This window comes from Methylobacterium sp. UNC300MFChir4.1 (assembly GCF_900110155.1).
Taxonomy (GTDB): domain Bacteria; phylum Pseudomonadota; class Alphaproteobacteria; order Rhizobiales; family Beijerinckiaceae; genus Methylobacterium.
On record NZ_FOCS01000002.1, the window covers coordinates 336,196 to 349,638 of the forward strand.

15 protein-coding genes are annotated in these 13,443 nt (G+C 68.1%); 3 read left to right on the top strand and 12 right to left on the bottom strand.

Annotated elements, in window-relative coordinates; translation table 11 throughout:
- Positions 1-11: 11 nt before the first annotated feature.
- Positions 12-686: a MarR family winged helix-turn-helix transcriptional regulator gene (locus BMY19_RS04955; protein WP_100251046.1), complete on the bottom strand. Its 675-nt coding sequence runs from the start codon at positions 684-686 to the stop codon at positions 12-14.
- A gap of 304 nt (positions 687-990) precedes the next feature.
- Between BMY19_RS04955 and BMY19_RS04960 the strand changes: the two genes are divergently transcribed.
- Complete coding sequence (locus BMY19_RS04960; RefSeq protein WP_020091654.1) at positions 991-1,275, top strand: hypothetical protein; 285 nt, start codon at positions 991-993, stop codon at positions 1,273-1,275.
- Between the two features lie 136 nt (positions 1,276-1,411).
- Here the strand turns inward: BMY19_RS04960 and BMY19_RS04965 are convergent, their stop codons facing one another.
- From BMY19_RS04965 to BMY19_RS04975, 3 genes are all read right to left on the bottom strand, one after another.
- Entirely contained in the window at positions 1,412-1,663 is a 252-nt protein-coding gene (locus BMY19_RS04965) for a hypothetical protein (RefSeq protein ID WP_020091655.1), read from the bottom strand.
- A gap of 142 nt (positions 1,664-1,805) precedes the next feature.
- Positions 1,806-2,069: a hypothetical protein gene (locus BMY19_RS04970; RefSeq protein ID WP_100251047.1), complete on the bottom strand. Its 264-nt coding sequence runs from the start codon at positions 2,067-2,069 to the stop codon at positions 1,806-1,808.
- Between the two features lie 222 nt (positions 2,070-2,291).
- Positions 2,292-2,552 carry a hypothetical protein gene (locus tag BMY19_RS04975; RefSeq protein ID WP_056521516.1) on the bottom strand — a complete coding sequence of 87 codons (261 nt, stop codon included), beginning with the start codon at positions 2,550-2,552 and terminating at the stop codon, positions 2,292-2,294.
- Between the two features lie 303 nt (positions 2,553-2,855).
- Between BMY19_RS04975 and BMY19_RS04980 the strand changes: the two genes are divergently transcribed.
- The gene (locus BMY19_RS04980; RefSeq protein ID WP_056521514.1) at positions 2,856-3,107 is read left to right on the top strand and encodes a hypothetical protein; all 252 of its coding nucleotides are present in this window, start codon (positions 2,856-2,858) and stop codon (positions 3,105-3,107) included.
- A gap of 124 nt (positions 3,108-3,231) precedes the next feature.
- Here the strand turns inward: BMY19_RS04980 and BMY19_RS04985 are convergent, their stop codons facing one another.
- The 7 genes from BMY19_RS04985 to BMY19_RS05015 all read right to left on the bottom strand — a co-directional run bounded on the left by BMY19_RS04985 (position 3,232) and on the right by BMY19_RS05015 (position 11,851).
- A complete protein-coding gene (locus BMY19_RS04985; protein WP_244491754.1) occupies positions 3,232-4,533 on the bottom strand; it encodes a hemolysin family protein in 1,302 nt (433 codons plus the stop codon).
- Between the two features lie 380 nt (positions 4,534-4,913).
- Positions 4,914-5,636 carry an ABC transporter ATP-binding protein gene (locus BMY19_RS04990; protein ID WP_010682999.1) on the bottom strand — a complete coding sequence of 241 codons (723 nt, stop codon included), beginning with the start codon at positions 5,634-5,636 and terminating at the stop codon, positions 4,914-4,916.
- Positions 5,629-7,677, bottom strand: coding sequence for a branched-chain amino acid ABC transporter ATP-binding protein/permease (locus tag BMY19_RS04995; protein ID WP_100251048.1), 2,049 nt, complete (start codon positions 7,675-7,677; stop codon positions 5,629-5,631). The genes BMY19_RS04990 and BMY19_RS04995 overlap by 8 nt, the downstream gene beginning before the upstream one ends.
- Before the next feature lie 38 nt (positions 7,678-7,715).
- Entirely contained in the window at positions 7,716-8,588 is an 873-nt protein-coding gene (locus tag BMY19_RS05000; RefSeq protein ID WP_020091659.1) for a branched-chain amino acid ABC transporter permease, read from the bottom strand.
- Positions 8,589-8,723: 135 nt separating this feature from the next.
- On the bottom strand, positions 8,724-9,935 hold the full coding sequence (locus tag BMY19_RS05005; protein WP_026604708.1) for an ABC transporter substrate-binding protein: 1,212 nt from the start codon (positions 9,933-9,935) through the stop codon (positions 8,724-8,726).
- A 280-nt stretch (positions 9,936-10,215) separates the two neighbouring features.
- Positions 10,216-10,605 (bottom strand): tautomerase family protein, encoded by a 390-nt coding sequence (locus tag BMY19_RS05010; protein WP_100251049.1) that lies wholly within the window; start codon positions 10,603-10,605, stop codon positions 10,216-10,218.
- Between the two features lie 361 nt (positions 10,606-10,966).
- The gene (locus BMY19_RS05015; RefSeq protein ID WP_091924529.1) at positions 10,967-11,851 is read right to left on the bottom strand and encodes a LysR substrate-binding domain-containing protein; all 885 of its coding nucleotides are present in this window, start codon (positions 11,849-11,851) and stop codon (positions 10,967-10,969) included.
- Positions 11,852-11,968: 117 nt separating this feature from the next.
- Between BMY19_RS05015 and BMY19_RS05020 the strand changes: the two genes are divergently transcribed.
- A complete protein-coding gene (locus BMY19_RS05020) occupies positions 11,969-12,364 on the top strand; it encodes a tautomerase family protein (RefSeq protein WP_100251050.1) in 396 nt (131 codons plus the stop codon).
- Between the two features lie 63 nt (positions 12,365-12,427).
- On the opposite strand, the gene BMY19_RS05025 is transcribed toward BMY19_RS05020, so the two are convergent.
- A complete protein-coding gene (locus BMY19_RS05025; protein ID WP_100251051.1) occupies positions 12,428-13,156 on the bottom strand; it encodes an SDR family NAD(P)-dependent oxidoreductase in 729 nt (242 codons plus the stop codon).
- Between the last annotated feature and the right edge of the window lie 287 nt (positions 13,157-13,443).

The following is a 13,443-nucleotide window of genomic DNA, read 5'->3' on the forward strand; positions in this document are numbered from 1 at the left end:
GATGTGTCCTTTCAGGTCTCTCGTGGTGCTCGGAGGTGCGGCGATCCATTCGCGAAGGACGTCCAGGTGGCAGCCTGGACGTCGGGATCGGCCGCTTCATGCTCGCCGCAATCGAGCCGGAGATCCCGGGTCCCGATCGCGGCGTTCACGAAGGCGCAATGGTGGGGCTGGGCCTCGGCCGGATGGGCGTTCGGCCTGAAATGGCGGCAGCTGACGCACATCCGCTGCACGGGGATGGCACCTGCCTGCTGCAGGGTCCGGATGAGCTTGATCTGGGTCAGGAGGAGATCCGCCTGCTCAGGCGGCGTCAGCCGCGCCAGAGCCGACATCACCTGTGACGTGGCCGCGGCGAGGGCGCGCCCGAGCGCGCGGCCTTCGTCGGTCAGGCGCACGATCACCGCGCGGGCATCCGCGGGATCGGGCGCACGCGTCAGCAGGGCCTTGCGGGCGAGCGCGGCGAGCGTGTCGGCCATGCTCGGTGCCGAGACGGCCAGCTGCGCGGCGATCTCCTTCGCTCTCAGGCCGGCCGGGCGTCCCGCGAGCAGCGCCAGCACCTGCGCCTGTGTCGGATTCAGGCCCGCATCGCCCGCGGCTGCCCACAGATCGGCCCGCAGCACGAGGGCGACGCGCTCGAAGCCCTCGCGCAGGCGGATCAGGACGGGATCTGGGCCGGCCGCGTGGTCCATGGATCGATAATTAGGAGTCCTAAGTATTGGAGTCAAGCTGAGTGGCAACCGCCGCTCCGCACGCGCACCGCAGCTCCGGAACGGGCCATTGCTTGCGGAGGACGACCTCCGACGGCGACGGCTCCGTCCGGCACGATCGTCGGTCGCGGAGCCACAGGATCGGCGCCGACATCAGGACGAAGCGACGCGCGCGAAACAGTCGGACCTCCGCGGCGACGAACAAGGGGGCGCCGACCCCTTTTCCGACGTCCGGAACGGTCGTGACGCAGGTGCATTCTCTTCCGGATCGAAGAGGAGCATCAGTATGCGCATCGTGGGACAAGCATCCGCCATCGCTCTCGTGACACTCATGAGCGTCGGTGCGGCTGAGGCGAAGGGCTGTATCAAGGGCGCGATCATCGGCGGTCTGGCGGGCCATTACCTCGCCGAGCGCGGCGTCGTCGGCGCCGTCGCCGGCTGCCTGGGCGGCCGCTACCTCGCCAACCGGCAGGCGCGGCGCAAGGAGATCGAGTACGGGTCGCGGGTCCAGCCGCGCGACACCGGTTACGGCGCGCCCCAGGCCTACCCACGCCGGTCCTACAGCTACTGAACACCGGCGGGGGCGGCTCGGGCCGCCCCCGCGTCTACGGTCTTCGATCCGCTGTATTGCCTGTGCGATCAGACCCGCGCGGGACCGATGGCGAGGCTGATCGCGTCCGATCTTGGGAGACGACAGCCGGGTTGGATCAGCCCTTCTTGCCCTGCTTGTAGCTCTGGATGGCGCCCTGGCAGCCCGGCGACAGCTTGGCCATATTCTTCTCGAAACAGGCTTGAGTCTCGGGCCCATCGTCGGGCGGCATGCCACCGCAGAAGGTCGTGAAATCGCCCATGCATTGCTGCTGGAGCGCCGCCTTGTCGTCGGCCGACATGGGCGCGGCGAGCGCGGCCGTGGCCCCTGCGGACAGAAGCAGAGCAGTCGTGATCAGACGTACCGGCATAGCGATGCTGTTCCTCGTGTCGATGAACCGCTCAGAAAGCCGGACGGGCGCCAAACCGTTGCATGCGGTGCGCCGATGATCGGAAATAAAAAAAGAGGCGCCCGGCCGGGCGCCTCTCTGCTCCGCATGAATCCGGGTCGGATCAATCGTCCCAATCGTCGTCGTGGTGACGATGACCGTACCCGCGACGCTCGATCACGCGAACATCCGGACGATCCCAGTCTCGGTGGCCGAAGCGAACGCCGCGATAGCCGTCGCCGTAGCCTTCGCGCACGATCACGCGAGAATGGCCGTGACCCGGACCGTAGCCGTAGCCATAGCCGCCACCCCACTTATGGGCCTGAGCGGCAGAGACTGCACCCAGCAGCGCGGTGCCGGCGACCAGGGTCGTGATAAGCTTCTTCATACTCCAACCTCGTTCATTGAACTGAAACGAGAAATGCAGTCGCCAATCATCGCGTTCCACGGCTCACGAAATTAATCAATCCTGCCGTTCATCGACAATTCATCTTCGACGATCCGCGCCTCATGAGCCGGAACCGAGCCCGGATCCTTATTGATCAGCATTGCTCGACTTGCAGCCGGTTCGTCCCGTCGAGCAAAATAGCCGGACGGGACGATGGTCGTGTCAGCGACGGGTGCCGGTCGAGCTGGTGCCGGTGGTGCCCGTCGTGCTTCCGCCGCTTCGCGACGTCGAACCGGTCGAGTCCGTCCCGCCGGACTTCATCTCGTGGCCCGGCGCGTAACCGGACGCGCCCGGGCTCCCGGCCCGGCTCCCGCGATCCTGCATCTCGTGGCCCGGAGTCTTGGACGAGGCCCCCTGCTCGGCGGCGACGGCGCTGCCCCCGAGTGCGAGGGTGGCGAGGACGATAATCGGCAAGCGTGTCATGGATCGTCTCCTGTTTTGGAGCCCCTAAACGGCAGGATCTCCGGGACCGTTCCGACAATTCGTGCCGCTATCGACGTCGTGACTGCGCACGATCACGCTGTGAACGCCTGTTCCACCGGAACCTGTGCCGTTCCATCGCCACCTGTGCTTATTCTCGGACCAGCGCAATCCTGAAGACCGCGCGGTTATTCGGAGAGGCTCCGAGCTGACCGGCCTCGTGCCTTCGCGACGGCGGGGAACGGTTTGCCGCGGAGCACCGTAACTGGGGCGACGCGGGACGCCCCCGCTGTGAGGAAGGCATCCATGATCCGCACGCCAACGCTGATCCTGCTCGGCACACTGACACTGGCCGGAGGCATCCTCGGATCGACCTCGGCCGCCTTCGCCGATCCGCCCTGGGCCCGCGGAGAGCGGGGCTTCCGTCACGGGGGCCCCCCACCCTGGGCGCCCGCGCACGGCTATCGCCGCCACCGTGAGTTCGGTGGCTACGGACGCAGGGACGCGCGCTTCTACGAAGGGCGACGTTACGGTGGCTATCGCTACGATCGCTACTGACGGTCGCGATATCGCTCCGAACTCGCGCGGTCGACGGCTACCGCCGCGCGAGACGACGCGCCCGCGATTCTCGCAGGCATATGCGCCGATTGGATATGCGCCGATTGATGGCCCGGCGACGCGCTCACGCCCCTCCGACCGGCGCCCGCGCCGGCAAGCGGGTGGCCAGGACCTTGTCGATGCGACGGCCGTCCATGTCGACCACCTCGAGACGCCACCCCTCCGCCACGAACGCGTCCCCCGCCGCCGGAATGCGGCCGAGCTGGAAGATCACGTAGCCGGCCAAAGTCGTGTAGTCGTCCGTGCCCGGCGGATCGTTGAAGGCGAGACGCTCGAACGCGTCCTCGGCCGGCATCATGCCGTCGATGAGCAACGAGCCGTCCTCGCGCTCGACGACCGCCGGGTCCTCACCGACCTCGGGTATGTCGCCCGCGATCGCCTCGAGGAGATCCGTCTGCGTGACGATGCCCTCCAGGCTGCCGTACTCGTCGACGATCACCGCCAGCTGCACGGGGTTGCGCTGGAAGCTCTCCAGCGCCGTGAGAACCGTCATGCCCTCGTGGACGACGTTCGGCGGCCGCATGGCGGTGGCGATATCGAGGGTCCGCCCGTCGAGGATCTGATCGAGCAGGTCCTGCTTGCGCAGCACGCCGACGACCTCGTCGATGCCGCCGCGGCTCACGACGACATGGGCGTGGCTGCAGGCGCGGACCGCCCGCGTGATCTCCTCGGGCGATCCGTCGAGGTCGACCCACTCGACCTCGTGGCGCGGCGTCATGATCTCGCGGACCCGGCGGTCCCCCAGCCGGAAGATGCGCTCGACCGCTTCCTGCTGGGCCTCGCGGATGAGGCCTGCCTCGCGGCTCGCCTCGACCAGGAGGTTGAGCTCGGCCGTCGAGTGGTGGCCGCCCTCGCCGTGGCCGGGCTGCAATCCGCACAGGCGCAGGACGCCGTTGCCGAGCCCGTTGAGGAACAGGATGGCCGGGCGGAACACGAACAGGAACACGCTGAGCGGACGGATCACCGCCAGGGCCGTGCGCTCGCTGCGCTGGAGCGCGAGGCTCTTCGGCGCCAACTCGCCCAGCACGATGTGCAGCGCCGTCATGATGACGAACGAGATCACCACGGCGACCGTGTGGGCGGCTGCCGTCGAGAGCATGTCCGGCAGCCACGTCAGTGTGGGCAAGATCAGGTGGGCCAGCGCCGGCTCGCCGACCCAGCCGAGCGCCAGGGACGAGATGGTGATGCCGAGCTGCGTCGCCGCGAGGTGGGCGTCGAGGTGGTCCGTGGCCCAGAGCAGCGCCTTCGCGTTCACGCGCCGCTCGGCGACGAGTTCGGCGACGCGACTCCTGCGCACCGCGACCAGGGCGAACTCCGCTGCGACGAAGAAGCCGTTCGCCAGAACCAGGGCGAGGACGGCAAACAACCCTAAGGCAGTCGCCCAACCGTCGTCCAAAATCGACACCTCCCGTGTGGCCGTCGCGCCGGCCGCGTCCCGACGGTCTCTACAGGAGAGCGGCGGCGCGGCCTACGGGCATCAGTGCCCGACCGGCCTCAGCGTTGTCCCCGGCGAACCCACAGCAAACACCGGGCCGCCCGCACCCCGGCGTCGGACAATCCTGTAGGGCGTTCGCGAGCGCGGGCGCTTGTCCGCGAGGGTGATGCGCCGACCGTCAGGCACTCGCGAGCCGCGCCGACGACGGTGCGCCGGGCGTGACCCGCCGGCCCCGGCGGGACAGGTTCATGCCGGGCGCCGGGACTGGGGGACATCCCAGGCCACGCGCGGCGCCGATCCGCGGTCGGATGTCAGTGACTGCCGCCGAGATACGCCGCCCGCACGGCCGGATCGTTGCGCATCTGCTGCGCCGGGCCCTGGAAGCGGATCCGGCCGTTCTCCAGCACGTAGGCGTGGTCGGCGACGCCGAGCGCCGCCATGGCGAACTGCTCGACGAGCAGCATCGTCACCTGCTCGGCCTTGAGCAGCCGGATGATCCGGAAGACCTCCTCCACCAGCTTGGGAGCGAGGCCCATCGAGGGCTCGTCGAGCAGGAGGATCTCGGGCCGCAGCATCAGCGCCCGGCCCATGGCGAGCATCTGCTGCTCGCCGCCCGAGAGCGTGCCGGCGAGCTGGGCGCGCCGCTCCTTGAGCCGCGGGAACATCTCGAAGGCCCGCTCGCGGTCGGCCGCGACGTCGCCCTTCGGACGCGAACCGGTCAGGCGCGGGAAGGCACCGAGGGTCAGGTTGTCCTCGACCGAGAGCGTCGGGAAGACGCGCCGGCCCTCCGGCGAGTGCGCGAGGCCGAACCGGGCGACGTCGTGGCTGTCGAGGCCACCGATCTCCTGTCCGTTGAGGCGGATCGAGCCGGCCCGCGGCCGGATCATGCCCGACAGGGCGCGCATCGTGGTGGTCTTGCCGGCCCCGTTGGAGCCGATCAGCGCCACGACCTGGCCCTTCGGAACCTGGAAGTCGAGGCCGTGCAGAACCTCCACCTGGCCGTAGCCGGCCGACAGACCCGTGACCTCAAGCATGGGTCATCTCCTCGTCGGCGACGGGGCTGCCGAGATAGGCCTCGACCACCTTCGGGTCGGCCTGGACCTCGCGGGCGCTGCCCTCGGCGATCTTGTGGCCGAAATCGAGGACGCTGACGCGGTCGCACAGGCCCATGACCACGTCCATGTGGTGCTCGATCAGGATCACCGTGATGCCGGCGTCGCGGATCTTGCGGATGATCGCCGTCAGCTCGGCGATGTCGGGGGCGGTCAGGCCCGCGGCCGGCTCGTCGAGGAGCAGCAGGACCGGGTCGAGGGCGAGCGCGCGACCGATCTCGAGGAGCCGCTGCTTGCCGTAGGGCAGGTTGCGGGCCTCCACCTGCGCCAGGGCGCCGAGGCCCACGAAGTCGAGGATCGCCATGGCGCGGGCGCGCTGCTCGCGCTCTTCCCGACGCCGCCGGGGCGTGCCGAGGATCGCGTCGAACAGGGTGCCGCGGAAGCTGTGGTGCAGGCCGACCAGCACGTTCTCGAGCGCGGTCATCTCGCGGAAGAGCTGCACGTTCTGGAAGGTGCGGGCCACGCCGGCAGCGGCGATCTCCGACGGGGTGCGCCCGTCGAGGCGCTTCGTCCCCTGGCCGCGTGCGAGGGTCACGCTGCCGCCGGTCGGTTTGTAGATGCCGGTGAGCACGTTCATCATCGTGCTCTTGCCGGATCCGTTGGGACCGATCAGCCCGTGGATCGTGCCCGGCCGCACCGTGAGTTCGACGCCGGCCAGCGCCTTGAGGCCGCCGAACTGCATCAGTGCCTGATCGACGGTGAGGAGCGGGTCGGCGCCCCGGTCGCCGCTCTGCACGCTGAGGGCCGCGCCCTCGGCGTGGAGGCTCTTGCCCTCGGCCGTGTGGGCTGGGCGCAGGGCGGGGATCTTCTCGCGGAGGAAGCCCACGATCCCGTCCGGCAGGTAATACACCACGAACAGGATCATCAGGCCGAAGACCGTCAGCCGGAAGTCGGTGACCGATTCGAGCGCGAGCGTGGCCGGGAAGAAGGCGAGGCAGAGCGCGACCGGCACCAGCAGGGCGAACCGGTTCTCTGCGCGACGCAGGAAGGCGAGAGCGCCCACGACCAGTGCCGCGGCGGCGATGATCCCCGCCATGATCCGCACCAGGCCGATATCGGCGAGCACGTTCGGCATCATCACGATGATCGCCGAGCCGATAATCGGCCCCGCCCGCGACTTGCGGCCGCCCATCGTGACGGCGAGGAGGAACAGCACGGTGAGCTCGAACCCGTAGGAGTTCGGCGCCACGTAGCGCTCCGACCAAGCGAACAGCGCGCCGGCGAGGCCGGCCAAAGCCGCCGAGATCACGAAGGCGTAGACCTTGTAGCGGTAGACGCTGACGCCCATGCAATCACAGGCGATCGGCGAGTCGCGCAGCGCCTCGAAGGCGCGGCCGTAGGGCGAGCGCACCACCCGGTTGACGACCAGGATCGTGGCCAGGAGCGCCAGACAGACCAGGTAGTAGAACTCGAGCTTGCGGCCGGCCGCGCCCCAGGGGGCCTGGAGGCCCAGCAGCGAGAAGTCGAGGACCCGGGCCGGCGGCAGGGTGATGCCGAGGGGACCGTTGGTCAGCGGCGTCAGCTCGTTGATGAAGATCTGGACGATGGTGCCGAAGGCCAGCGTCACCATGGCGAGGTAGGGGCCGGTCACCCGCAGGGCCGGCACGGCGAGCAGCACGCCGAAGGCGGAGGTCACCCCGATCCCGGCCAGGATGCCGCACCAGATCCCGAGCTTGAAGTGCAGGAACAGCACCGCCGCCGAGTAGGCGCCGACGCCGAACAGGCCGGCATGGCCGAGGCTCACCTGCCCGGTATAGCCGACCACGATGTCGAGCCCGAGGATCAGGATCGCGTAGATCGCGATCACGATCATCAGGTGGATGTAGTACGAGCTCGTGACCACGTGCGGGAAGACCGCGAGGCCGACGACCAGCAGCACGGCGCCGAGGATGCCGACGTGGCGCGACAGGCTGGGGGCGGCCGCCGGGGCGGGCGCTTCGGTGGGGGCGAGGGTCTGCGCCATGGCTCAGGCTGCCGTGAGAATTGCGCGGGAGGTCACGCTCAGACCTTCTTGATGACGGCCTTGCCGAACAGGCCGACCGGGCGGATGGAGAGGACGACGAGGAGCAGGATCAGGCCCGGCACATCCTTGTAGCCGGTCGAGATGTAGAAGCCGGTCAGCGTCTCCGCGACGCCGAGGATCAGGCCGCCGACGATGACGCCGAGGCCGGATTCGAGGCCGCCGATGATCGCCACCGCGAAGGCCTTGAGCGCCAGCACGGACCCCATCGTCGCACCGGTCAGGGTGACGGGCGCCACCAGCACGCCCGCGAAGGCCGCCGTCATGGCGCTGATCGAGTAGGAGAGGGTGATGACCTTCTGGGTGTTGATGCCCATCAGCCCGGCGGCGTCGATGTCGTTGGAGGTGGCGACAACCGCCTTCCCCCAGATCGACTTGCGATTGAAGATCTCCACCGCCAGCATCATCAGCAGCGCGCCCGCGACGATCAGCAGTTCCATCGGCAGGACGCGCACGCCGCCGACCTGGAGCGCCGTCTCGGGCAGCGGGGAGGGGAATTTGAGGTCGTCACGTCCCCAGACGTTCTCGGCGACGTTCTTGAAGATGATGCCGAGCGCGATGGTGGCCATGATCCACCCGTACTCGGACTTGATCTTCACGGCCGGGCGCACGCCGAGGCGCTCGACCACGGCTCCGAGGGCGAAGCCGAAGACCAGGACCAGCGGGATCATCAGCCAGTAGCCGACGAACGGCACCAGGGTCAGGCCGAACAGGGCCCCGAGGGCCAGCGCCTCGCCCTGGCCGAAATTGAGGGTCTTCGAGGTCGCGAAGGTCAGCTGATAGCCGAACGCGATGGCGGCGTAGATCATGCCGACCGCGACGCCGGACGCGATGAGCTGGAGCAGGATTTCCATGGGATCGCTGTCGCCGGAGGGACGTCCGGTCGCGCGGCGGGCGCCGCGGGACCGCTGTGCTGAGCGCCAGCGGGCTGTGACGCCGCCGGTCCTTAGGGAGACGCCGCGCCCGTCGCGGGCGCAGCGTCCGGATCCTCAATTCGAGGACTTCTCCTTCAGACGAACCACGCCGGCGTTCTTGGCGTCCTCGTCCTTGGCGTAGACGATCTTGCCGTCCTGCACCTTCCCGAACACCACCATGTTGCGCGAGATGGCGTTGTGGTCCTTCGCCGTGAAGGGCTTATCGTAGGTCGTGACCACGCCCTCGACCTTCTCGTTCAGGTTCTCCAGGGCGGCGCGGATCTTGGCGCCGTCGGTGCCGCCGGCCTGCTTGATCGCCGCGGCGAGGAGGTAGATCGAGTCGTAGCCCTGGGCGCCGGCCACGGGGGTCGGGATCTTCGTGACACCGTAGGTCTTGTAGTAGTTCTCAAGGAACGCCTTGCGCTTCGGCAGGGTCTGATCCTCGATGAAGGTCTGGGGCATGATCACGCCGTTGCCGTTCGTGCCGGCGATGTCGATGAAGCTCTGCATCGAGGACGGCCAGCTCGTGATCATCGGAACCTTCCAGCCGAGCTTGGCCATGCCGTTGGCGATCTGGGCCAGTTCCGGCCCGATGCCGTAGGCCAGGATTACCTCGGCGCCGGCCTGCTGCGCCTTCAGCAGCTGGGCCGTCATGTCGACGTCCTTGATGTTGAACTTCTCGACCGCGACGGGCTTCACGTTCTTGGTCGCGAGATACTTCTCGATGTCCTCGCGCCCGAGCTGCCCGTAATTGGTCGAGTCCGCCAGGACCGCGATCTTCTTGTGACCCTGGGCGAGGGCCTCGTCGACCATCAGGCCGGCCTGAAGCACGTCGTAGGCGGAGTTCCGGAAGACGTAGTTGGCGTCGTAGTCCGGCTCCTTGAACTGGTTGGTGATGATCGTCCCGGTCGCGACGTTGTTGAAGACCGGGATCTCGGCCTCCTGGTAGAAGCGCTGGGCGGCCAGAGCCACGCCGGTATTGATGAAGCCGACGCTCGCGACGACTTTCTCCTTGTTGATCAGTTCCTGCGCGACCTGCGCGCCGACCTCGTTCTTGGCCTCGTCGTCGCGCTCGATCAGCTGGATCGGCCGGCCAAGAACGCCGCCGGCCTTGTTGATCTCGGCGGCGGCGAGCTTGGCGCCGTCCCGCATCGAGACACCCATCGAAGACGAGCCGCCCGTATAGGGCCCGCTCAGCCCGATCTTGATCGGGTCCGCGGCCCGCGCCGGGGCCGACACCATCGTCAATAACAGCACCGCGGCTGCAGCGCGACCTGCGAAGACCATCGTTTCCTCTCCAAGATTCCGCGTGCGCGGTGTGCCCTTCACCGTGGCACTCTGGGAGGGAGATCTCCCGAGACGGGTCGAGCCGTCAAGCTGAGATTTTGGGCGATCCCAGACGATTAATACAGATTGTCCGTTCCACATGTCGTAAAAGCTGCAGGCACCACAATTTCACGTCGTTGGTGCCGGCAGTCGGATTAAGCGCCGGGCGCGTTCGTGACAGGCCGGCGGCGCCGGTCGGCCGAGACATGATCCGGCGCCCCCACCTGCGGAACGCTGCGAGCTACGCGCGGCGGCGCCCGCGCTCCGCCTGGGTCAGGCCGTCGTAACCCCAGCTGTCCTTCGGCACCTCGTGGATGACGATGTAGGACACCTCCGCCAGTTCGGCCCCGAGGACGGTCTTCAGGAGCTGATTTACTTCAGCGATGAAGCGCGATTTCTCATCGGGCGTGTTCGTGTTTGCGCTGATGATGGCATCCACTTGCGCGGCCCGGGCGATCGGCTCGGCACCGACGCTCCATCCCGCGGCAGGCACCGCCTCGACCAGTACGCCGACCAGAGGCGCGACCTTGTGCAGGACGGTGGCCATCAGCCGGGTGATGCCCGCCTGGATCGCCGTGATCTGCTCGGGTGCGAGGGGCGTGCCCGCGACTTTGACATTGATGAAGGGCATGGTCGTCGGTCCGTGGCTTCGCGACCGCCGCAGCGGCCAACGGACGAAGGGTTACGTGACCTTGTTAGTTCGGATAATTTGAAAGATCGCTACCCTATGTTCGGCAAAAACGAATGATGCGGCCTCATCTCCGCTGGCGCGAGCCACGTCACCCTCGGCTCCGCCGCCCCGTGATCGAGCCTCGCGACGCGGACACGTCAAGGTCCGAACAGCGGTCGGGTGCCTCTCGCGGTCTCTCCTCGAGAAGTCCTGGCCAGGGCGATCGGTCACTGTTCGCGCGCGGGCGGAGGCCGAGAGGACTGATGTTTGATGGCCGGGGTGTCTGCGGCGCGCCGAGAGCCCGTCACTGGCCATCGCGCCCTTACGCGACGTGCTCCCTTATGGTCTCGAGAAGAATATCGGTGAGCCGCGCAACGGCCGGCGCCAATTCGGCTTCGGCCTGGTGGAGTGTCAGTGACGCGCTCGGAAGAGGCGGCAGGCCGGTCGCGGCCGGATCGAGAACGCTCAGCGTTTTCGGCAGGCCGACGGCGGTGCGCGCGGTGACACCTAAGCCACCTTCGGCGGCGGCCCAGAGTCCCGAGAGGCTGGGGCTGGTGAAGACGAGCCGCCAGGGCAAGCCGCGACCGTCCAAGGCAGACACGGCCGCGGACCGGAACGTGCACGGCGGCGTGAAGGCCGCGAACGGGACGGGTTCCCGGACCGGGTCCGCGAGACCCGGCCAATCCGGGGGTCCGATCCAGTGGATCGGCACTTCGGCGACCCGGTGCGCGTGAGGGGCACCGCTGCCGTCCCCCCAGACCAGCGCGACATCGAGCTCACCCTTCAGGGTCTTCTCGACGAGTTGCGCGCCGAGCCCGACCTGAACCTCGATACGCACACGCGGATAGGCCCGCGAGAACCGCTTGAGCACCGCCGGCAGCCAGCCCTCGGCGAAATCCTGCGCGAGGCCCAGCCGCGCCCAGCCCTCGAGCTCGGGTCCGCGCAGCCGGTCGACCGCCTCGTCGTTGAGTTCCAAGAGCCGCTTCGCGTAGCCGAGCATGCTCTCACCGGCAGCGGTCAGCGCGAGACCGCGTCCCGCCTTCTGCACGAGCGGCTGACCAACCTGTTCCTCCAGCTTCCGGAGCTGCGTGCTGACAGCCGATTGCGACCGCCCCAGCCGCTCGGCCGCGCGGGCGAAACTGCCGAGCTCGAACCCGGTCACGAAGGTGCGGAGCACGTCCATGTCGAGGTTGGTGCGCGTCGCCATGCTTCGATTTCCGGAAAGTCTTTATTCAGGTGTTTCAAATTTTCCGGACGATCCTGGGGGCGTAAACGGGGAGCGTCAAGGCGGCTAGCCGCTCGACGTCGCAGGAGACCGCAAGCCATGCCCCTCGTTCGGATCTCGCTCCTTAAGGGCAAGTCACCGGCCCATATCAGAGCCATCTCGGACGGCATCCATCGCGGCCTGCGCGACGCCTACGACGTGCCCGCAGACGACCGCTTTCACCTGATCCATCAGCACGCGCCGGACGAGCTGATCTACGATTCCGACTATCTCGGGCTTCACCGCACCGACGACGTGGTGATCATCAACATCGTCGCGGGCAATTGGCGGGACACGGCGAAGAAGAAGGCTCTCTACAGAGCGATCACCGACAACCTTGTCGTCGATCCCGGTCTTCGTCCGGAAGACGTGCTCATAGTCCTGTCGCCGAACGCGCGCGACGAGTGGTCCTTCGGCAACGGCCTGGCGTCCTACGTCCAGGACGACGCGGATTGATCCGTCCGGGGCAACGCGATCTGCCTGGCGGGACCGCCGCCTCGCGCTGACCGGTTCCGAGCCCTAGGCCGGGATGCGCGCGCCGTCCCAGGCGAAGACGCTTCCGGTGTCCGCCACGTCGAGCTCGCCGAGCACGCGCAGAAGATGAGCTGCGCTCTCGTCGGGTCGAAAGACGCCGGGTGCACCCGGATCTGGGCGGAAGGGCCGCGACAGGTTGGAAGCGACTGTGCCTGGATGGAGGCCGACGACGATCGCGTCCGGGCGGCTGCGGGCCACCTCGATCGATAGGGTCCGCAGGATCTGGTTCAGAGCCGCCTTCGAGGCGCGGTAGGCGTACCATCCGCCTGCGCGATTATCCTCGATCGAGCCGACCCGTGCCGACAAGACTGCGAACACGCAATGTCCCTCTCGCGCCAGCAGCGGGACGAAATGCTTGGCGACGAGGGCGGGACCGATCGCGTTGATGGAGAACACGGCGGCCATCGCGCCGGGATCGAGCGCCTTCAGCGCCTTCTCGGGCGCGACGCCGTCCTGATGGAGGATGCCGGTCGCGACGATGACCAGACCGACCGGTCCGGCCTCCGCGACCGCGGCCGCGGCCGCAGCGATCGACGTCTCGTCGACGAGGTCAATCGCGTAGCTGCGGATGCCGTGCGGGAACGATGGCTGCGAGCGCGAGAGGGCGAAGATCGGAGCATAGGCTCCACTCGCGGCCAGTCCGGAGACAAGGGCTCGGCCGATGCCGCCGGAGGCGCCGATCACGACCGCGCTGGTCGAAGTCGATGAGGTCATGGCGACGTCGTCTCAGCAAGCGCGCGGATCGGCTACCTTCAGTCGAGACCAGCCCGGTTCGATGGCTGGCGTTGCCTCGCCCGATACATAGGCGCCCTCTGGCCGCTTGGCAGCCGCGATGACCGCGTCGTCGTGCACCCTTCCCGCTCTCGGTTAGGGCGAAGGCCTGATCCGCACCATCACAGGTGCGACCGGCTCATCGCGAACAGGTCTCGATCTCGTCGCACGCGCAGCGCAGAGACCATCGGTCCGTCTAAGCGCAGCTTCCCCCGAACATGCTCGACATG

Excerpts from the sequence above, each read along its gene's own strand:
- BMY19_RS04970 (WP_100251047.1), bottom strand. The coding sequence starts at position 2,069 with ATGAAGAAGCTTATCACGACCCTGGTCGCCGGCACCGCGCTGCTGGGT.
- BMY19_RS05000 (WP_020091659.1), bottom strand. The coding sequence starts at position 8,588 with ATGGAAATCCTGCTCCAGCTCATCGCGTCCGGCGTCGCGGTCGGCATG.
- BMY19_RS05005 (WP_026604708.1), bottom strand. The coding sequence starts at position 9,935 with ATGGTCTTCGCAGGTCGCGCTGCAGCCGCGGTGCTGTTATTGACGATG.
- BMY19_RS04975 (WP_056521516.1), bottom strand. The coding sequence starts at position 2,552 with ATGACACGCTTGCCGATTATCGTCCTCGCCACCCTCGCACTCGGGGGC.
- BMY19_RS05020 (WP_100251050.1), top strand. The coding sequence starts at position 11,969 with ATGCCCCTCGTTCGGATCTCGCTCCTTAAGGGCAAGTCACCGGCCCAT.
- BMY19_RS04995 (WP_100251048.1), bottom strand. The coding sequence starts at position 7,677 with ATGGCGCAGACCCTCGCCCCCACCGAAGCGCCCGCCCCGGCGGCCGCC.
- BMY19_RS04990 (WP_010682999.1), bottom strand. The coding sequence starts at position 5,636 with ATGCTTGAGGTCACGGGTCTGTCGGCCGGCTACGGCCAGGTGGAGGTT.
- BMY19_RS04955 (WP_100251046.1), bottom strand. The coding sequence starts at position 686 with ATGGACCACGCGGCCGGCCCAGATCCCGTCCTGATCCGCCTGCGCGAG.
- BMY19_RS04965 (WP_020091655.1), bottom strand. The coding sequence starts at position 1,663 with ATGCCGGTACGTCTGATCACGACTGCTCTGCTTCTGTCCGCAGGGGCC.
- BMY19_RS04980 (WP_056521514.1), top strand. The coding sequence starts at position 2,856 with ATGATCCGCACGCCAACGCTGATCCTGCTCGGCACACTGACACTGGCC.
- BMY19_RS05010 (WP_100251049.1), bottom strand. The coding sequence starts at position 10,605 with ATGCCCTTCATCAATGTCAAAGTCGCGGGCACGCCCCTCGCACCCGAG.
- BMY19_RS05015 (WP_091924529.1), bottom strand. The coding sequence starts at position 11,851 with ATGGCGACGCGCACCAACCTCGACATGGACGTGCTCCGCACCTTCGTG.
- BMY19_RS04960 (WP_020091654.1), top strand. The coding sequence starts at position 991 with ATGCGCATCGTGGGACAAGCATCCGCCATCGCTCTCGTGACACTCATG.
- BMY19_RS05025 (WP_100251051.1), bottom strand. The coding sequence starts at position 13,156 with ATGACCTCATCGACTTCGACCAGCGCGGTCGTGATCGGCGCCTCCGGC.